This is a genomic window from Planctobacterium sp. AWM4_229 (assembly GCF_056160305.1).
In genome coordinates this window covers 176245-196137 of sequence record NZ_JBSWWX010000007.1, presented here as the reverse complement: position 1 = coordinate 196137, position 19893 = coordinate 176245, and the positions used below count along the sequence as shown (strand labels likewise).

Sequence of the window (19893 nt, the reverse complement as noted above, 5' to 3'; positions counted from 1 at the left end):
CTAATCATCGAATCTTCCAAAAAAGGTCTGGTGTTTGGTAACCACATCCACATTCTTAAAATTGGCATGCTCTTCCTCGCAGGTTAAGTTGTCTCTTAACACGGCTTTGGTGGTGGGGTCATTGCTCAATGTTATTAATCAGTGGGATGCCTTGTTTGGCAATGCAACTTTAGATTATGTGAAAGTCGTTTTGACCTACGTAGTGCCTTATTGTGTAGCAACGTATGCCGGGGTAAAGTCCAGGATGCAATATTGAAAATGGGTTAAATTTAAGAACTGCAACTCAAATCTACACCTGAATTGTCTTCATGTACGCCATCCTCGTCGGAGTCCGTGCTGAGTTTCACTCTACCTTGTAGACTAATGGTGAGGGCTCTGGCATAAACGGCTTCGTTATCTATATGGCAAAGCAATAAAGTTGCTGGTGACGCGACGGTTCCATTCCCTTGAAAACTAATGCTAACATTCGGCCCTGTCAAATTGAAATTTTCCAGGATATTACCTGCACCCGCTAACATGTCCTCATCCGTTCCCCGCGAACCATCATTGTCAAAATCTGCAAACACCATTTTAGGATCATTCCAATCCACTGAACAGGTAGAGAAATTAGTTGTGGGACACATTATCGCGGTTACTTGCTCATTTATAGCAGTGTGTCTTGCAAATTGGATCACTGCACTTAGCTCATTAATCTGCGAGGTTACTTGAGTCCTGATTAACATTGCTTGCATGGATGGCATACCTACAGTCATGATTATAAAAAAAATGGCCATCGCGATCATAAGTTCGAATAGCGTTACACCTGATTGTCGATGAGGCTGGTTGGTAGAAATCAAAATTAGCAAAACCTTTATTAAGGTATAGTGGTGTATAAATAATATTGGTTGTGTTTGTAATATTAGCAACTGAAAACTTGTCAGGTTGTGATATGTTTAACAATAAACAGCATACGTGGGCTAAAAGGTTGTTCGGAGGAGTCTCATGAAAAAAATAGAAGCAATTATCAAACCTTTCAAACTAGACGATGTGCGCGAGGCATTAGCCGAAGCTGGAGTAGAAGGGCTGACAGTAACCGAAGTGAAAGGTTATGGGCGTCAGAAAGGCCACAGTGAGTTGTATCGCGGTGCAGAATATCAAGTGGATTTTATGCCTAAGGTTAAGATTGATGTGGTGGTCCCTGATGAAATTGCAGAGCAAGCCATTGAAGCAATTATTAATACCGCGCAAACAGGCAAGATTGGCGACGGCAAAATTTTTGTATACGAGGTAGAGCGGGCGATTCGAATCCGCACGAGTGAAGAAAACGAAGAAGCGTTGTAATTGTCGCTTTTATCGCACGGTTACTTTAAATGTGACCAAATAGTCAGTGGAATGTAGCCAGCTTGTTAATGGTAGCGTGAAAAAGCAACGCCTTGCTGGCTATTTGAGCAAACGAACGTTTTTATCATAAAAAATTCATATTTGTGGTTGCGCCTGGTTAATGCCTATGTATAATACGCCCCACGTTGAAGCAAGGCAGCAAAGCCGCTTCACAGAAGATTTCAGGCGCGGGATGGAGCAGCCTGGTAGCTCGTCGGGCTCATAACCCGAAGGTCGGTGGTTCAAATCCGCCTCCCGCAACCAAATTTTAAGGTTGGCTTATTGCTCAAACTTAAATAAAATAAAAGGACATTGGGTCCAAAAATAAAAAACCCCGCTAGACCGGGGTTTTTTATTATCTTCGCTCAGGGAAATCCATTTGATTAGTTTTAATGAGGTTGAGCGAACCAATATACAGGACTTTTATCACGGGGCTTTATGCCCTGTTTTTATTTTTGGAGAACAAATTGTCTCAGTTTCAAGATAAATTGAATGCTTTAATAGAGCCTGCCGTAGAAGCGGCCGGTTTTGAATTAATAGGTGTTGAATTTGTTCGAGCTGGAAAACATTCGACATTGCGTGTTTTCATCGATCATCCTGATGGTATTACCGTTGATGATTGTGCTGATGTGAGTCATCAGGTGAGTGCCGTAATGGATGTTGAAGATCCCATCAGCACCGAATACAACCTTGAAGTTTCTTCGCCAGGTATGGACAGACCCTTGTTTAAAGCGGCTCACTATCAGGCGGTTACGGGACAGGTGGTGTCACTTAGATTACGCGTTCCACAAGGAAATAGACGCAACTTCAAAGGTAAAGTACTCAGTGTTACCGAAGATAAGTTAACCATTGAAGTTGACAATGAGCAGTTTGAACTAGTGATCAGCAATATTGAAAAAGGCAATTTGGTGCCTCAATTTTAGTGGCTCAAATAACAATAACGACTAATTAGTGAGAAGGCGGCGGAAATGAATAAAGAAATTCTGTTAGTGGCAGAAGCTGTATCAAATGAAAAACAGGTGCCAAGAGAGAAGATCTTTGAAGCGCTTGAATTCGCAATTGCAAGTGCGACCAAGAAAAAGAATGAAGGTGAAATAGAGGTGCGTGTCAGCATCGACAGAAACACCGGAGATTTTGATACGTTTCGCAGATGGTTAGTTATCGAAGACGACCAACCTCAAGAAAATCCGTACGCTGAAATCACCCTGTCGGCGGCACAAATCGACGAACCTGAAATTAAACTTGGTGAGTTTGTTGAAGAGCAAATTGAATCTATCGCGTTTGACCGGATAACCACGCAAACGGCTAAACAAGTTATCGTGCAAAAAGTGCGCGAAGCAGAACGCGCGCAAATGATTGATGAATACCGCGATAGAGTTGGCGACTTAATTACCGGCGCCGTTAAAAAAGTGAATCGCGACAATATCATCATTGATTTAGGCAACAATGCCGAAGGCGTTATGTATCGCGAAGATATGTTGCCACGCGAAACCTTCAGACCGGGTGACCGTGTTAGAGGTTTGTTGTACGACATTCGCCCTGAAGCAAAAGGCGCGCAGTTATTTATTAGTCGTACCCATCCGGATATGTTGGTTGAACTTTTCCGCATCGAAGTGCCAGAAATTGCTGAAGAAACCTTAGAAGTTCGATCTGCAGCTCGCGATGCTGGCTCAAGAGCGAAAATCGCAGTAAAGACTAATGACAAGCGTTTGGATCCGGTTGGAGCCTGTGTGGGTATGCGTGGTTCACGTGTACAAGCGGTATCGGGTGAACTGGGTGGTGAACGTGTCGACATCGTATTGTGGGATGAAAACCCAGCACAATTTGTTATTAACGCAATGGCCCCCGCAGAAGTGGCGTCTATCGTTGTAGATGAAGATGCCCACTCTATGGATGTCGCTGTTGAAAGCGACCACCTGGCGCAAGCCATTGGTAAAAGCGGTCAGAATGTTCGACTTGCCAGCCAGTTAACGGGTTGGGAATTGAACGTGATGACCACCGAAGAATTATCAGCCAAACACGAAGAAGAAAATGCCGAAGTACTTACCGTGTTTATGGAAGGGCTGGATATCGACGAAGATTTTGCTGCTGTGTTAGTAGATGAAGGCTTTACGTCTCTGGAAGAAGTTGCCTATGTACCAGTAAGTGAATTATTGGAAATAGAAGGCCTGGACGAAGATGTCGTTGAAGAGTTGCGCGAGCGAGCAAAAGCTGCGTTAACCACAAAAGCTTTGGCAAATGAAGAATCACTGGAAAAGTCTGAACCCACTGAAGAGTTGTTGAACCTGGAAGGAATGGACAGACATGTTGCGTTTGTGTTGGCTAGCAAAGGGATTACCGATCTCGAAGAGCTGGCAGAGCAAGGAATCGACGATATCAGTGATATAGAAGAGTTGTCGGAAGAAGAAGCTGGGAAGCTCATCATGGCAGCCCGTAATATCGTATGGTTCAACGAAGAATAAGAGCAGCATAGGAGCACAAATCAACATGCCAGAAGTCCAGATAGAAAAATTAGCTGAAGATGTCGGTATTTCGGTAGAGAAATTGCTGCAACAATTTGCTGATGCCGGGATCCCCAAGCAGCGCCAGGATAACGTAACAGAAACTGAAAAAGCAGCTCTGTTAGATCACTTGAGCAAGCAACATGGTGGCAGCGCCAATGCCGCACCGAAAAAGATGACATTGCAGCGCAAAACAACCAGTACTTTAACTGCCGGAAAGTCTCGACAGGTAAAAGTAGAAGTTCGCAAAAAGCGCACTTACGTTAAACGCAGCGAAGTCGAAGAAGCGCGAATTGCTGAAGAAGAAGCAAGATTAAAAGCTGAGCAGGAAGAGCAAGCCCGTTTGGCCGCGGAAGAAGCTGCGCGTAAAGCGGCTGAAGAGAAGGCGCGTTTGGAAGCCGAGCGCAAAGCCGCTGAAGAAAAGCGCAAAGCAGAGCAAAAAGCCCGTGAAGAAAAGCGCAAGGCTGAACAAGCTGCTGATGATCATCCAGATTCTGAGTTGACTGCAGAAGAGAAAGCTGAGCGTGCAAAAGCCCGTGAAGAAGCTGAAAAAATGAAGCAGCAGCAAGAAGAAGAGGCAAAACGCAAGTTGGAGCAAGAAGCGGCTAAGGCAGCTGAAGAAGCGAAAAAACTGGCTGAGCAAAACCGCATTCGCTGGGAAGAAGAAGAGAAGAAGCGCAAGGAAGAAGAAGCCGCCGAAGTACACCTGCACAGCAACCGCTATGCTCAGGAAGCCGAAGATAAAGAAGATATGGAGCTGGAAAAGAGCTCCAGACGTCGGATGCACAAGAAGAAAAAGGCGACCGATAAACTTAAACATGGCTTTAATATGCCCGCGCAACCCGTTAACCGCGTTGTTCGACTAGGCGAAACCATTTCTGTAGGTGAGTTGGCGAGCAAGATGGCCAAGAAAGCCACAGAAGTCATCAAAGTGATGATGAAAATGGGCGAAATGGTAACCATTAACCAGGTACTAGACAGAGATACAGCGGTACTGGTTTTGGAAGAGCTGGGGCAGAAGTATGAGCTGGTCAATGACAATGCGTTAGAAGATGAATTGTTGGCCAATATTGCCGAGGGTGATGAAGCTGGACGTGCGCCAGTTGTAACCATCATGGGTCACGTTGACCACGGTAAAACTTCGTTACTTGACTATATTCGCAAAGCAAAAATTGCCGAAGGCGAAGCGGGTGGTATTACCCAGCACATTGGTGCTTACAGCGTAAATACCGACAATGGTGAAATCACATTCCTGGATACACCGGGACACGCAGCATTTACTGCGATGCGTGCTCGTGGTGCCACAGCTACGGATATCGTTATTTTGGTCGTGGCAGCTGATGACGGTGTAATGCCGCAAACTAAAGAAGCTGTGCAGCACGCCAAAGCTGCGGGCGTACCGCTGATTGTCGCGGTTAACAAAATGGATAAAGAAGCCGCTGATCCTGATCGTGTTAAAACCGAATTGTCTCAGCTGGAAGTTATCTCAGAAGAGTGGGGTGGTGAACACCAGTTCGTTAACGTATCGGCTAAAACTGGTATGGGTGTTGACGAGTTACTGGATGCTATCCTATTGCAAGCTGAAGTGCTTGATCTTAAAGCGATTCCAACAGGTGCCGCGAAAGGTATCGTGATTGAGTCTCGCCTGGATAAAGGCCGCGGACCGGTTGCTTCTGTTTTGGTGCAGCAAGGTGAATTGAGAGCCGGCGATATCTTGTTATGTGGTAACGAGTATGGTCGTGTGCGTGCCATGCGCGACGAAAACGGACATGACGTTAAGGTCGCAGGTCCTTCTAAGCCAGTAGAGATTTTAGGTTTGTCTGGTGTACCTCAAGCAGGTGAGGATGCCATGGTGGTACCGGATGATCGCAAGGCTCGTGAAATTGCTAATAAGCGTCATACTAAGCAGCGTGATCTGAAACTTGCTAAGCAACAAAAAGCTAAGCTGGAAAACATGTTCGCCAACATGGAAGCCGGTGACGTGAAAGAATTGAACGTGGTAATGAAGGCCGACGTTCAAGGCTCTGTTGAGGCTATTTCTGATTCACTGACTAAACTGTCTACTGATGAGGTTCGTGTAAACATTATCGGTAGTGGTGTGGGTGGTATCACTGAAACAGACGCGACATTAGCCGCCGCATCTAATGCGATTGTTGTGGGCTTTAACGTACGTGCTGATTCTGCCGCTCGTAAAGTGTTAGAAGCAGAAGACGTCGATCTTCGTTACTACAGCGTTATCTACGACCTTATCGACGAAGTGAAAGCGGCCATGAGTGGTATGCTTGCACCAGAATTCAAACAAGAAATTATTGGTCTTGCTGAAGTACGTGACGTGTTCAAATCACCTAAATTGGGTGCAATCGCCGGTTGTATGGTGGTTGAAGGTAACGTTAAGCGCAGCAACCCAATCCGCGTTCTGCGCGACAACGTAGTAATCTATGAAGGTGAATTGGAATCATTACGTCGCTTTAAAGACGATGTTGCTGAAGTGCGTAACGGTATGGAATGTGGTATCGGCGTTAAGAACTACAACGACGTTAAGGTTGGCGACCAAATCGAAGTATTTGAGACAGTTGAAGTGAAGCGCGAGCTTTAATTCTTGCTGTTGAGACACAATGCGTCGCTTGTGATGTGTTGTTGAAAGCTTCGAGATAAGTTTAATAAAACGGAGGCATAAGCCTCCGTTTGTGTCTGATAATTGGTATAAATTATGGCGAAAGAGTTCTCAAGAACTGACAGAGTAGGGCAACAAATTCACAAAGAAGTTGCCAGTATTCTGCAAAATGAATTTAAAAACCGCGATCCGCGCATCGGCTTTATCACGGTATCTGGTGCTGATGTGTCACGTGATCTTGCCCATGCAAAAATCTTTGTAACTTTTTTCACCGATGATGAAGAAAAAATTAAAGAGGATTTAGCGATACTGGAAGAAAACAAGGGCTTTGTACGCAGCTTGTTAGCGAAGCGCATACGCATGCGTTCCGTGCCTGCGTTACACTTTATGCGTGACGCCTCGATCACCGAGGGGATGCGCATTTCCAATATTGTGACCCAAACCATCAAAGCTGATGAAGAAAAGGCCCGCACGTCGGGAAGAGATCCTGAGCAAAAAGGTGAGTCGTAAATAATATGGGAAGACGTAAGTCTGGACGCAAACTGGATGGCGTGATCCTTGTTGATAAACCCTTAGGGGGCTCTTCTAACCAAGTGCTGCAAAAGGTGCGTTGGATATTTGATGCCAATAAAGCCGGCCATACTGGCGCATTGGACCCACTTGCCAGTGGCATGTTGCCGGTGTGTTTTGGTAACTCCACCAAGTTTGCTCAGTATTCATTAGACGCTGATAAAACTTATGAAGTAACAGCCAAATTGGGCATTCGCACTACCACATCTGATGCAGATGGCGAAGTAGTGGAAGAAAAGCCGGTGGCGGTCTCGGAGCTGCAGCTCAATGAGGCCCTCGATACGTTCCGGGGGGAGATTAAACAAATTCCCTCCATGTTTTCGGCTCTTAAGCATCAAGGCAAGCCACTTTATTATTACGCCAGACAGGGCATTACCATAGACCGCCCGGCACGTGATATCACTATTTATGAACTGCTATTACAGGAATTTACTGGTACTGAAGTCAGTATGAAAGTTAAGTGCAGCAAAGGGACTTACATTCGTTCGCTGGTGGATGATTTAGGACAATTGTTGGGCTGCGGTGCTTATGTTACCCGTTTACATCGCACGGAGGTTTCGGGTTACGCCGGACTACCCATGTACACGCCTGAATATCTGGAGAGCTTGAAAGCTGATGGAGATTTCTCAGCCCTGGACAAGCTCAAATTGGCGGTTGATGCACCCATTGTGCATTTGCCGAAAGTTGAGATTTCAAATAAGGATAGTGAACGCTTTTTACACGGCCAGGCGGTTGAGTCGGATGCTTCAATAGTTGCTGAAGATGTCAGAGTATATAGCGGCGAACGCTTCTTAGGTGTTGCCCAGAACAACAAAGGCAAATTGCAGCCCAAAAGACTGGTGTCTTGAATTATATGCAATACTAATCAGGGCTTGTGTTATAGCTAAAAATCGCTATAATCGCCGCTCTTTTCGACTTGACTGAATTAGTGATCGGCAAGTCTAAAATCTAATTGGAGAATATTATGTCACTAAGTAAAAATGAAACTGCGAACATCATCGCTGAATACGGTGTAAAAGAAGGTGATACTGGTTCACCAGAAGTACAGGTTGCTTTGTTGACTCACAACATCAACAAACTTCAGTCTCACTTCAGCGATCACAAAAAAGACCACCACTCACGTCGTGGTTTGTTGCGCATGGTTAGCCAACGTCGTAAGTTGTTGGACTACCTGAAAGGCAAAAACCAAGAGCGTTATAAGTCGCTTATTGGTCGCTTAGGTCTACGTCGCTAAGCACGTTGATTGCAGAAAAAAGCTGGTATTCACCAGCTTTTTTTTCGTCTTGAGAAAACTATTTTAATGTAGAAAAGAGTTTTTTTATCTGCGCTAATCCCATTTCTTGCATTAGCGCGATATTTCGTTCAGGGATCGCCTCAGGCTCTCGATAAGTCTTCAAAACCTTATCAATACTCTGTTCACGAATAATGTGAATAATGGGATAAGGAGCGCGATTGGTATAATTACTGACGTCGTCAAATTTTTCGCCTTCAAATACGTATTCTGGATGGAAACTAGCGAGTTGGTAGACACCTGAGTAGCCTTGTTGAGCCAATAATGCTTCGCATAAGTCTAAGGCATCCAGATAGCGATTAAAGTCTTTCAGGGAGTTTGGAAAAACCACCAGAGTGGTTTCAATCTCTGGTTGTTGATCAAGTTGAATGCAGGCTAGTAAAACCTGTTCTGCAATCTTGTTGAGTTTATTACTGCTTTCAAACAGCAACTGAATTTCATTGGCAAGAAAGGGCTTTTTAGCAAAGGGGCAAAGGTTAAGGCCAATTATAATGTCTTCAAGCCAGCGCAACACTGCGCTGGACTCTTCGGTATAAGCTTGGGAACTCATTGTTAATTGCGGTAATTAACGTAAGCTTCCAGGGTATTTTCAATCAAGCTGGCCACTGTCATTGGACCAACACCACCTGGTACCGGGGTTAACCAACCCGCGCGCTCTTTGGAACTTTCAAACTCAACGTCACCCACCAATCGTCCATCATCGGTGCGGTTAATACCTACATCGATAACAATGGCACCGGGCTTAATCCAACTACCGGGAATAAATTCTGCTTTGCCTACCGCCACCACCAATAAATCAGCAGAAGCAACATGGCTTTTTAAGTCTTTAGTGAACTTATGGCACACGGTGGTGGTGCAGCCTGCTAGCAATAACTCCAGCGACATCGGGCGGCCCACAATATTTGAAGCGCCCACAATCACAGCATTCATGCCCTTGACCGGTTTCTTGGTGGAGTCAATGAGGGACATGATACCTTTAGGTGTACAAGGGCGCAGCGCTGGCATACGTTGTGCCAAGCGACCAATGTTGTAGGGATGAAATCCGTCTACGTCTTTATTGGGATGGATGCGCTCCAGGATAAGATTAGAATCTAATCCAGCGGGTAGCGGCAACTGTACTAAAATACCGTCCACTTCCGGGTCGTTGTTCAAATCATCGATAATACTCAACAATTCTTCTTGCGTCGTATCCGCAGGTAAGTCATGGGATTTCTCTACAAAGCCCACCTCAGCGCAAGCTTTGCGCTTATTTTGTACATAAACTTGTGAGGCAGGATCGGCGCCCACTAAAACTACCGCTAACCCTGGCGGTCTTTTATTGGCAGAAACAATGGCATCTACCTGCGTGGCGACCTTTTGACGTATGTGTTTAGCGTGAAGTTTTCCATCAATTAATTGAGCTGACATATTTTTGGTATACTAGAGAAATAACGATGGGGAATATTGTCTCATTATAGCTTGTCATTAGCCAACCCTTCACCAGTGTTAAACGCAAATTATTTGCTGACACATAGCGGTTTTACTGGTGCCAAGCTGAATTCAATTTTAAGGAAGTAAGTTGGAAATTAATTTTACTGAACTGTTTGGTTATTGTGCATCAGCAGTCATTGCTTTTTCGTTGACTCGCAGCTCCTTGGTGCAACTGCGTTGGATCAATTTGTTTGGCGCTGCGTCAATGTGTTTGTATGGCGTGGTTATCAATGCTTACCCTGTGGTTGTTCTGAACGCGTTTATTACCCTGACAAATATTTTTTATATCAGAAAGTTTGTCTATCACACTAACCATGATTTCACGATTTTGCGTACCCAGGCGCGATCTCACTACATGACTTTTTTTCTGGATTACCACAAAGTTGAAATCAAGCGTTTTTTTCCTAAATTTTTCAGGCGCCTGGAAGATGAAAATCGTGAATTTTATGTACTTTTGGACGGTACCAAGGTGGTCGGGGTTATCTCAGGTATCGTTGATTCTGCTGATAACCCTAAACATATCATTGTGGACTTTGACTTTGTGGTGCCGCAGTATCGCGATTGTCGTCTGGGGGTATTTGCTCTGGGCGAGGAACAAGCGCTTAAAAAATTAACTGGCTATCAACTTATCGGTGCTAAGGCAGATAGTGTGGAGCACGAACAGTATTTGGAAACTTTGAATTTTAAACCGGCTGGCAAAGGAATTTGGACCTATCTAGGAGAGTAATAAGGGGTTCTTGTTAAAGCCTCAATCTGCACAGTAAATATTCGAAATGTCGGTTTTTTCAGCATAAGAAAAAAAGGTGATAAAAAACGTTTGACTGGTGGGGGGCAAATCAGTAATATGCGCCCCCCGTAGCAAGGCAGATAATGCTAAGCTAAATCAGGAAACGGTGAGTAGCGCAGCTTGGTAGCGCACTTGGTTTGGGTCCAAGGGGTCGTAGGTTCAAATCCTATCTCACCGACCACTCCTGACGGAATGACCGTGCGTCCGTAGCTCAGCTGGATAGAGCAACGGCCTTCTAAGCCGTGGGTCGCAGGTTCGAATCCTGCCGGACGCGCCATTCAATGTTGCTTCGGCAAAAAAAGTAAGTCCAAATGGTGGGCGTAGCTCAGTTGGTAGAGCCCCGGATTGTGATTCCGGTTGTCGTGGGTTCAAATCCCATCGTCCACCCCATTTGACTTCCTCTCTTTATAATACTCTATACACATCGGTGAGTAGCGCAGCTTGGTAGCGCACTTGGTTTGGGTCCAAGGGGTCGTAGGTTCAAATCCTATCTCACCGACCACTCTTATTTCTTTTTCTCAACAACACTTTGCTTAAATAACTGCAAATATAATCGCTTACAGACTCGACTAACTGCTTGTCTGCCGCTATAATGCTGCGTCTTTTTATCAGGTGACGTGCCAGATCCGGTAAAAGCTAATGCGGATTCCCCGTAATTTAAGCTCATTACTTTCATTAAAACGAAGCTTCGAAGAGCAGAGTTAATCTGGCCTAAATAACAATTAGTAATGTGCATCCAGGCACTATAGAGGTAGAAGAATGCAAGTATCAGTCGAGGCAAAGGAAGGTTTAGAACGCCGTCTCACTATTACTGTTCCTGCAGATACAATCGATTCTGCAGTTAAATCCCGTTTGCAACAACTCGCAAAAACTCAAAGAATTAACGGCTTCCGTCCTGGTAAAGTACCAGTGTCAGTAATCAAAAAGCGTTTCGGTACTGCGGTTCGTCAAGAAATCGCCGGCGAAGTTATGCAGCGTAACTTCTACCAGGCTGTTATGCAGGAAAAATTGAACCCTGCTGGCATGCCTGCTTTCGAAATGAAATCAGACAAAGACGGCGAAGATCTTGAGTTTGTAGCATCTTTTGAAGTTTACCCAGAGTTTGAAGTGGGTAACCTTGACGCTATTAACGTTGAAAAGACCGTTGTTGAAATCAAAGAAGAAGACATCGATGCAATGATGCAAACTCTGCGTACTCAACACGGCAAGTGGGTTGAGTCAGAAGATGCAGCAGCTGCGGACTCCCGTGTTGTTATCGACTTTACAGGCACTATTGACGGTGAAGAGTTTGAAGGCGGTAAGTCTGAAGATTTCGTACTGGAAATGGGCAAGTCTCGCATGATCCCGGGTTTTGAAGATCCTATCGTAGGTAAGAAAGCCGGTGATGAATTGGTTGCTGAGGTAACTTTCCCTGAAGAGTACCACGCTGAAAACTTGAAAGGTAAAGACGCTAAGTTCGCTATTACCTTGAAGAAAGTTGAAGTTCAGGAATTGCCTGAAATCAATGAAGAGTTTGCCAAGTTGTTCGGTATTGAAGACGGTAACGTTGAGGCGCTGAGAGCTGAAGTGACTCGTAACATGCAGCGTGAGTTAGACCAAACTTTACGCGCTCAATTAAAAGAGCAAGTTATCTCTGGCTTGGTTGAAAATAACCCTGTGGATTTACCAGAAGCACTGGTTAAGCAAGAAATCGAAGCGTTGAAGCGTCAGGCGCAACAGCGTTTTGGTGGCAACGTACCAGCTGAAAACATGCCGGAACTGCCAGATGACTTGTTCGCGGACAACGCCAAGAAGCGCGTATCCATCGGTTTGATTCTAGGTGAAGTAATTAAGTCTAAGGACTTACAAGTTGATCAGGAAAAAGTTGACGCGTTGATCGAGACCAATGCTTCAGCTTACGAAGATCCTCAAGAAGTGATTAGCTACTACAAGAGCAATCAAGAATTAATGCAGCAAATGCAAAATTTAGCCCTTGAAGATCAAGCAATCGACATTATCTTAGAAGAAGCGAATGTCACCGAAGTTGCTAAAAAGTTTGACGAAGTGATGAATAAAACAGCGTAATTGTTTTATTGTTTGACTTTCTGAACAGCAAATTGCTTAAATGCTCGGTATATACCGAGCATTTTTATTTTTGAGACAGTATAAAAATATGATCTACAATCCTCAGAACTCCCTGAATCAGCTTAATTCCTCAATTGATAACGCCTTGGTCCCCATGGTTGTGGAGCAAACCGCCAAAGGCGAGCGTTCCTACGATATTTATTCCAGACTGCTAAAAGAAAACGTTATTTTTCTGGTAGGTCAGGTTGAAGACCACATGGCTAATTTGATTGTGGCGCAGTTATTATTCTTAGAAGCAGAAAACCCGGAAAAAGATATTTATCTTTATATCAACTCTCCAGGCGGCTCTGTAACAGCAGGTATGGCAATTTACGATACCATGAACTTTATTAAACCCGATGTAAGCACTGTTTGTATAGGACAGGCTGCCAGTATGGGCGCATTTTTGTTATCTGGTGGTGCCAAGGGCAAGCGTTATTGTTTGAATAATTCTCGCGTTATGATCCATCAACCTTTAAGTGGTTTCCAGGGGCAGGCTTCAGATATCGAAATTCATGCCAAAGAAACGCTGTCTATTAAAGACAAGTTAAATCGTTTGCTCGCTGAACATACCGGACAAGACTATGACACAGTGGTAAAAGACACTGATCGCGATAACTTCATGTCGGCGAACCAGGCGATGGAGTATGGAATTGTCGATCAGGTACTTTCCAGTCGAGAAGATGTATTAAAAGCGAAAGATTAGACTAAACTTTCGTTAGAGGGGGCAACTCGATTGTAAAGCGCCCCTAATTTTGGTAAATGTTAGAAATTAGACTCTAAGACTCTAGAGGCGTGGTAAATGAGTGATCAACAAAGTGGTGATGGCGATAACAAATTACTTTACTGTTCTTTTTGCGGTAAAAGTCAGCATGAAGTCAGAAAGTTAATTGCCGGACCATCTGTTTTTATATGTGATGAGTGTGTCGAGCTGTGCAATGACATTATTCGTGAAGAAATAAAAGAAATTTCTCCGAAGAAGAAGCAAGATGCCTTACCTAAACCTCAAGAAATACACAGTCATTTGGATGACTATGTAATTGGTCAGGAATACGCGAAAAAAGTATTGTCGGTAGCGGTATACAATCACTACAAGCGCTTGCGCAATGGCGATGTACATGAAGGCGTCGAGCTTGGCAAAAGTAATATTCTGTTAATTGGTCCTACTGGTAGCGGTAAAACACTGTTAGCAGAGACACTGGCAAGATTATTAGACGTGCCATTCACAATGGCTGATGCAACTACTCTGACTGAAGCGGGTTACGTGGGTGAAGATGTCGAGAACATCATTCAGAAGCTACTGCAAAAATGTGATTATGACGTCGAAAAAGCACAGCGCGGAATTGTCTACATCGATGAGATCGATAAGATTTCCAGAAAATCCGATAATCCATCAATCACCAGAGACGTGTCAGGTGAAGGTGTGCAACAGGCTCTGCTAAAACTCATAGAAGGTACGGTAGCTTCAGTGCCGCCACAAGGTGGACGCAAGCATCCACAACAAGAGTTCTTGCAAGTGGATACGTCCAAGATTCTGTTTATTTGTGGTGGAGCCTTTGCTGGTCTCGACAAGATTATTGAGCAAAGAGCTAATACCGGGACAGGCATAGGATTTGGTGCACAAGTTAAAGGTGCCGATAGTAGCCGTTCTGTCAGCGACCTGTTCCAACAAGTTGAGCCAGAAGATTTGGTAAAATATGGATTGATTCCAGAGTTTATCGGGCGATTACCTGTAGTGACCAGCCTGGAGGAGCTTAACGAAGAGGCGCTGATTCAAATTCTTAAAGAGCCGAAAAATGCGTTGACTAAGCAATACGGAGCCTTGTTCTCTTTGGAGAATGTAGAGCTTGAGTTCAGAGACGATGCATTGAATGCCATTGCTAAAAAAGCGATGGACAGAAAAACTGGTGCAAGGGGTCTGCGCTCTATCGTTGAAGGCGTCCTGTTGGATACCATGTACGAGCTGCCTTCACTGAAAGAAGTGAGCAAGGTGGTTATCGACGACAGTGTCATTAAAGGAGAATCCAAGCCAATTCTAATTTATGACAATACGGCTGATAAGAAAGCCGCATCGGAATAATTCTTAAAGGCTCTGCGGAGCCTTTGTTATTTATTTGGTTGGCTCTTCAATCTGTATTTGATCTTTCTCTTTCGAGCCCCATATTCAAGTAAAAAAGTAAACGAGTTAATTAGCATGAGTGAACAGCGAGAAGATCGCATAGAAATGCCGGTATTGGCATTACGTGATGTTGTAGTTTATCCGCATATGGTCATTCCTTTATTCGTAGGGCGCGAAATGTCTATTCGATGCCTCGAAGCCGCCATGGAGAATGACAAACAAATTTTTTTAGTGGCGCAAAAAGATGCCACTATTGATGATCCTAAAGAAGAAGATATCTACACAATAGGCACCATCGCAACCATTTTACAATTGTTGAAGTTACCCGATGGCACAGTAAAAGTGCTCGTTGAAGGAACGGTTCGCGGTAGCATTGCAGAATTTTTGCAAACTGAAGATTATTTTGTGGCCAATGTGCTCAAGTCCGAAAGTGAAGCACTTTCAGAGTCTGAACAAGAGGTTTTGATTCGCTCAGCTGTGTCTCAATTTGAGGGCTATGTAAAGCTCAACAAAAAGATTCCACCTGAAGTTTTAACATCCCTCAATGGCATCGAAGACGCTGCGCGCCTGGCAGATACTATGGCGGCTCACATGCCGCTTAAGCTGGCTGAAAAGCAAAAAGTGTTGGAAATGAATGATATCGCGGAACGCCTTGAGTATCTCATGGCGTTGATGGAAGGCGAAATCGACTTGTTACAAGTTGAGAAAAAAATCCGAACACGCGTGAAAAAGCAGATGGAGAAAAGTCAGCGCGAGTACTATCTGAATGAGCAAATGAAAGCCATTCAAAAAGAGCTGGGTGAGTTAGACGAGGCACCAGATGAGTTTGAGGCGTTAAACAAAAAAATTAATGACGCTAAAATGCCTGATGAGGCAAAAGAAAAGGCCACTTCAGAACTGAATAAGCTCAAGATGATGTCGCCGATGTCTGCAGAAGCAACCGTGGTGCGCAGTTATATCGACTGGCTTATCAATGTGCCTTGGTTCAAACGCAGTAAGGTGAAGAAAGACCTGAGCAACGCCCAAAAGATCCTTGATGAGGACCATTATGGCTTGGATAAGGTCAAAGAACGCATAATAGAGTACCTCGCGGTGCAGCAGCGTGTGCGTAAACTCAAAGGCCCAATTTTGTGTCTTGTAGGGCCTCCTGGTGTGGGTAAGACGTCTTTGGGGCAATCCATTGCCAAAGCCACAGGTCGCAAATATGTGCGCATGGCTTTAGGTGGTGTGCGCGATGAAGCTGAGATACGGGGTCACAGAAGAACCTACATCGGCTCCTTGCCTGGTAAACTGATCCAGAAAATGGCTAAAGTGGAAGTCAAAAACCCTCTGTTTTTGTTGGATGAAATCGATAAGATGTCATCGGATATGCGTGGTGATCCTGCGTCTGCTTTACTGGAAGTGTTGGATCCGGAACAAAACAACAGCTTCAGTGACCATTACCTGGAAGTGGATTACGATCTTTCTGATGTGATGTTCGTTGCCACTTCCAATAGTATGAATATACCCGGTCCCTTATTAGACAGAATGGAAGTCATCAGACTTTCGGGTTATACCGAAGACGAAAAGCTCAACATTGCGCAACGGCACTTAGTGAAAAAGCAAATGTCCCGCAATGGTTTGAAAGAGGGCGAACTGGAAATCGAAGAGTCGGCCATTATCGGTATTATTCGCTATTACACGCGTGAAGCAGGTGTCAGGGCTCTGGAGAGAGAGGTTTCTAAAATCTGTCGCAAGGCGGTGAAACAAATCCTGCTCAACAAAAAGTCGGAAAAAGTTGTCGTTAATCAGGAAAATCTCAAAGAATATCTGGGTGTGCAAAGACACGACTATGGCAAGGCTGATAAGAACAATCAAATTGGCCAGGTAACAGGCTTAGCCTGGACCCAGGTTGGCGGTGATCTGCTAACAATTGAAGCCACTTCTGTGCCAGGAAAAGGTAAAACCACCTTTACTGGTTCGTTAGGGGACGTGATGCAAGAGTCTATCCAAACGGCGATGACCGTTGTGCGAAGTCGTGCAGACATGTTGCGCATCAACCCTGAATTTCATGAAAAACGGGATATACATGTGCATGTTCCTGAGGGGGCGACTCCGAAAGATGGTCCTAGTGCGGGTATCGCCATGTGTACGGCATTGGTTTCAAGTTTAACAGGCAATCCCGTGAAGTGTGATGTTGCTATGACAGGTGAAATTACCTTGCGTGGAGAAGTGCTTGCTATTGGTGGCCTTAAGGAAAAATTATTGGCCGCTCATCGCGGTGGCATCAAAGTCGTAGTCATACCTAAGGATAATGAGCGAGACTTGGAAGAGATCCCAGATAATGTTAAGAGTGATCTGTCGATCCACCCTGTACAGTGGATTGATGAGGTTTTAGAGCTGGCGTTACAGGAAAATCCGCAAGGATTTGAGCCTGTTGCCGCAAATATTGCTTGATTATTGTACATATTTTAATTTTTTTATGACAATTGCACATTTGGGGCTTCCCAATCCGTAAACTTGTGGTAGCCTTTTGTCGTGTCCCGCTAGAACCCTTGCCACGCAAGGGGTGGCGGTAAATCGTTAATTTTTAAAAAATTGTTAAACATAGCTTGAAGTTCGCGTTCAAGCTTGTTATAACGGTTCCGCAACAACAAATGCGGAACAACAAATAATAACAATTGAAGGGGATGATATTGTGAACAAGTCTCAACTTATCGACGCGATTGCAGAGAACGCCGACATTTCTAAAGCTGCTGCTGGCAGAGCTTTAGACGCTTTCACTGACGCAGTTACAGAGGCTCTTAAAAACGACGACCAAGTTGCTCTAGTTGGCTTTGGTACTTTCTCAGTTCGTGAACGCTCTGCTCGCAGTGGCCGCAACCCACAAACTGGTGAGACTATCCAAATTTCTGCTGCTAAGGTTCCTTCTTTCAAAGCTGGTAAAGCTCTGAAAGACGCGTGTAACTAATTTAGTTATTCGAGCTTAAGTTAAAAAGGGCGTGTAAGCGCCCTTTTTTGATCCAAAAATCTAATCCTCATTCGCTAGTAATACATTTCGTTTACGGCTCTAGTCAACTGCCCGGAATTAATCCTGATTCTGATGTGCAATTCCTGTTGCGGTTGCGGTATAATCCCGCGCGAATTTAGTTTTGAGGTGATGAAAGAGTAAGCCTAATGTTGGAAAAAATAAGAGAAGGGGCCACGGGAATTACGGCCAAAATTATTCTCGGTATTATCATTTTGAGTTTTATATTTGCTGGAGTCGGTGGTTATATCAACTCCAGTACAGACACGGCAGCAGCAACCGTTAATGGTGAGGAAATTACAACCTCTTCATTCGAGCAAGCTTATCAGTCCGAAAGAAGCCGTATGGAATCACAGTTAGGGGAAACCTTTAATCAGCTGGCGGCTAATCCAGAGTATCTGAAAACCTTCAGGGAAGGGGTTCTGCAAAGACTAATCAACGATAAGCTGATGGATCAAAAGGTCAGAGAGTTAGGACTGCGTGTCAGCGACAGCGAGTTACGCGAAACTATCGTTAACATGCCTGAGTTTTCAGTTGCGGGTCAATTTAATAACGATCGCTATCAAGCATTGCTTCTGCAAGCGGGTTTTACACCTGCAGAATTTAGAGATTACCTGCGTGGACAAATGGCGCGTCAACAACTCAGTGCCGCCCTTGGGCAATCTGACTTTGCTTTGCCTTCTGAAGCGACAAATTTCCTGAATATCCAAAATCAAACGCGTGATGCACGTTACTTTGAAGTACCAGCCTCATTGTTTGAAGCTGAGGTGGAAATTTCAGAGCAAGATATCAATGATTATTATCAGGCAAACATTGCGCAGTACGATACTGAAGAAAAAGTAGACGTAGCTTACGTTGAAGTTAAGGTGGAAGATTTTGTTGCTGAAGCAGTTGTAGATGAAGCCGATATTACGCTGTACTACGAAGAGAATCTGGGTAACTACAAAACTGAAGAAGAACGACGTGCTGCTCACATTTTGATTGAATTTGGCGATGATGAGCAGGCGGACCGTGAAAAAGCTGAGGCTATTCTGGCACGTATCAATGCCGGTGAAGACTTTGCTGAAGTTGCAAAGAACGAATCTGACGATGCTTTCAGCGGCGAAAATGGTGGTGATCTGGATTGGTTCACTCGCGGGGTGATGGATGCTGATTTTGAAGAGGCTGCATTTGCACTTGAATCAGCTGGAGATGTCAGTGACGTCGTGCGCAGCGAATTTGGTTTTCACATTATTAAGCTGACAGATGTCAAAGCCGAATCTGTAGAGCCGTTGGAAACCGTTCGTGCAGACATAGAAGCCCAATTGAAGCAAGAAGCTGCACTAGGCGAGTACCTTGACGTGCAACAAACTATGTCACAGCTGGCATTTGAAATCCCCGATTCACTGGAAGAAGTCGCAGCAGCAGGCAATACTCAGGTGAAAAGCCTTACAGGTATTACCCGAAATACAGTGCAAGCGCCATTTGACAATAGTATTTTGTTAAACAGAGCCTTCTCTGATGAGTTGCTTGAAGATCGGTTAAACAGTGATGTTATCGAGCTTAATGACGAGCATTTTGTGGTATTCAGGGTGACCGGACATGAGCCCGAAAGAACACTGCCATTAGCTGAAGTGAGAGAGCAAATCGTTACCAGCTTAACTGCTGAAAAGTCGCAAGAATTAGCTTTGCAGTGGGCGGAAACCGTTGTTGCAGATATTGCTAATCAAGCCGCTCTTGAAGCAGCAATGCAGGCGAAAGAAGTCGATTGGACTCAGTTGACATCACTTGAGCGTTACTCTGGTGAGTTAAACAGTTCGTTGAGTGGTGAGTTGTTTAAGTTAGGTAGTGTCGATGCTGCCAAAGCGGTTGAAATGAACAATGGCAATGTGGGCGTTGTTCAGCTGTTGGCAATCAACCAACCTGAAGCACCAACTGAAGCTGACTTGAATGCAATTAAGCAAAATCTAAGTTCGAATAATGGACAATTAGTGTTTTCTGCATTAATCGAAGCAATGAATAATCAAGCTGAGGTTGAGTCAGTAACTCAATAACTCACTTTTTACTGAGATTCGATACCACTTTAGGTATCG

General features: G+C 44.5%; 18 protein-coding genes and 5 tRNA genes. 20 read left to right on the top strand and 3 right to left on the bottom strand.

Annotated elements, in window-relative coordinates:
- The first annotated feature begins 88 nt into the window (after positions 1-88).
- On the top strand, positions 89-256 hold the full coding sequence (gene nrtS, locus ACXAGP_RS16730) for a nitrate/nitrite transporter NrtS (protein ID WP_475262697.1): 168 nt from the start codon (positions 89-91) through the stop codon (positions 254-256).
- Positions 257-269: 13 nt separating this feature from the next.
- On the opposite strand, the gene ACXAGP_RS16725 is transcribed toward nrtS, so the two are convergent.
- The gene (locus ACXAGP_RS16725; RefSeq protein ID WP_475262696.1) at positions 270-836 is read right to left on the bottom strand and encodes a GspH/FimT family pseudopilin; all 567 of its coding nucleotides are present in this window, start codon (positions 834-836) and stop codon (positions 270-272) included.
- Positions 837-981: 145 nt separating this feature from the next.
- On the opposite strand from ACXAGP_RS16725, the gene ACXAGP_RS16720 reads away from it, so the two are divergent.
- The 8 genes from ACXAGP_RS16720 (at position 982) to rpsO (ending at position 8278) form a co-directional block, all read left to right on the top strand.
- Positions 982-1320, top strand: a complete 339-nt coding sequence (locus ACXAGP_RS16720; RefSeq protein WP_475262695.1) for a P-II family nitrogen regulator — start codon at positions 982-984, stop codon at positions 1318-1320.
- Between the two features lie 226 nt (positions 1321-1546).
- Positions 1547-1623, top strand: a tRNA-Met gene (locus tag ACXAGP_RS16715).
- 203 nt (positions 1624-1826) lie between these two features.
- Positions 1827-2282, top strand: coding sequence for a ribosome maturation factor RimP (rimP, locus tag ACXAGP_RS16710; protein ID WP_475262694.1), 456 nt, complete (start codon positions 1827-1829; stop codon positions 2280-2282).
- A gap of 45 nt (positions 2283-2327) precedes the next feature.
- Entirely contained in the window at positions 2328-3821 is a 1494-nt protein-coding gene (gene nusA / locus ACXAGP_RS16705; RefSeq protein ID WP_475262693.1) for a transcription termination factor NusA, read from the top strand.
- A gap of 25 nt (positions 3822-3846) precedes the next feature.
- A complete protein-coding gene (gene infB, locus ACXAGP_RS16700) occupies positions 3847-6456 on the top strand; it encodes a translation initiation factor IF-2 (RefSeq protein ID WP_475262692.1) in 2610 nt (869 codons plus the stop codon).
- A 114-nt stretch (positions 6457-6570) separates the two neighbouring features.
- Positions 6571-6984, top strand: coding sequence for a 30S ribosome-binding factor RbfA (rbfA, locus tag ACXAGP_RS16695; protein ID WP_475262691.1), 414 nt, complete (start codon positions 6571-6573; stop codon positions 6982-6984).
- A 5-nt stretch (positions 6985-6989) separates the two neighbouring features.
- Positions 6990-7892: a tRNA pseudouridine(55) synthase TruB gene (gene truB / locus ACXAGP_RS16690; RefSeq protein ID WP_475262690.1), complete on the top strand. Its 903-nt coding sequence runs from the start codon at positions 6990-6992 to the stop codon at positions 7890-7892.
- A gap of 116 nt (positions 7893-8008) precedes the next feature.
- The gene (gene rpsO, locus ACXAGP_RS16685; protein WP_229528720.1) at positions 8009-8278 is read left to right on the top strand and encodes a 30S ribosomal protein S15; all 270 of its coding nucleotides are present in this window, start codon (positions 8009-8011) and stop codon (positions 8276-8278) included.
- Between the two features lie 58 nt (positions 8279-8336).
- On the opposite strand, the gene ACXAGP_RS16680 is transcribed toward rpsO, so the two are convergent.
- Positions 8337-8885, bottom strand: a complete 549-nt coding sequence (locus ACXAGP_RS16680) for a DUF1415 domain-containing protein (protein WP_475262689.1) — start codon at positions 8883-8885, stop codon at positions 8337-8339.
- A 2-nt stretch (positions 8886-8887) separates the two neighbouring features.
- The gene (gene folD, locus ACXAGP_RS16675) at positions 8888-9742 is read right to left on the bottom strand and encodes a bifunctional methylenetetrahydrofolate dehydrogenase/methenyltetrahydrofolate cyclohydrolase FolD (protein WP_475262688.1); all 855 of its coding nucleotides are present in this window, start codon (positions 9740-9742) and stop codon (positions 8888-8890) included.
- Positions 9743-9893: 151 nt separating this feature from the next.
- Between folD and ACXAGP_RS16670 the strand changes: the two genes are divergently transcribed.
- The 11 genes from ACXAGP_RS16670 (at position 9894) to ACXAGP_RS16620 (ending at position 19854) form a co-directional block, all read left to right on the top strand.
- A complete protein-coding gene (locus ACXAGP_RS16670; RefSeq protein ID WP_475262687.1) occupies positions 9894-10532 on the top strand; it encodes a hypothetical protein in 639 nt (212 codons plus the stop codon).
- A 164-nt stretch (positions 10533-10696) separates the two neighbouring features.
- Positions 10697-10773 (top strand) — tRNA-Pro (locus ACXAGP_RS16665).
- A gap of 19 nt (positions 10774-10792) precedes the next feature.
- Positions 10793-10869, top strand: a tRNA-Arg gene (locus ACXAGP_RS16660).
- A gap of 37 nt (positions 10870-10906) precedes the next feature.
- Positions 10907-10982, top strand: a tRNA-His gene (locus ACXAGP_RS16655).
- Between the two features lie 35 nt (positions 10983-11017).
- Positions 11018-11094, top strand: a tRNA-Pro gene (locus ACXAGP_RS16650).
- Positions 11095-11351: 257 nt separating this feature from the next.
- Positions 11352-12656: a trigger factor gene (tig, locus tag ACXAGP_RS16645; RefSeq protein WP_475262686.1), complete on the top strand. Its 1305-nt coding sequence runs from the start codon at positions 11352-11354 to the stop codon at positions 12654-12656.
- An 88-nt stretch (positions 12657-12744) separates the two neighbouring features.
- Entirely contained in the window at positions 12745-13401 is a 657-nt protein-coding gene (clpP, locus tag ACXAGP_RS16640; protein ID WP_475262685.1) for an ATP-dependent Clp endopeptidase proteolytic subunit ClpP, read from the top strand.
- 96 nt (positions 13402-13497) lie between these two features.
- Positions 13498-14775, top strand: a complete 1278-nt coding sequence (gene clpX, locus ACXAGP_RS16635) for an ATP-dependent protease ATP-binding subunit ClpX (protein ID WP_475262684.1) — start codon at positions 13498-13500, stop codon at positions 14773-14775.
- 114 nt (positions 14776-14889) lie between these two features.
- On the top strand, positions 14890-17250 hold the full coding sequence (gene lon, locus ACXAGP_RS16630; RefSeq protein ID WP_475262683.1) for an endopeptidase La: 2361 nt from the start codon (positions 14890-14892) through the stop codon (positions 17248-17250).
- A gap of 217 nt (positions 17251-17467) precedes the next feature.
- A complete protein-coding gene (locus tag ACXAGP_RS16625; RefSeq protein ID WP_338294813.1) occupies positions 17468-17764 on the top strand; it encodes an HU family DNA-binding protein in 297 nt (98 codons plus the stop codon).
- 206 nt (positions 17765-17970) lie between these two features.
- Positions 17971-19854: a SurA N-terminal domain-containing protein gene (locus ACXAGP_RS16620; RefSeq protein WP_475262682.1), complete on the top strand. Its 1884-nt coding sequence runs from the start codon at positions 17971-17973 to the stop codon at positions 19852-19854.
- Positions 19855-19893 lie beyond the last annotated feature (39 nt).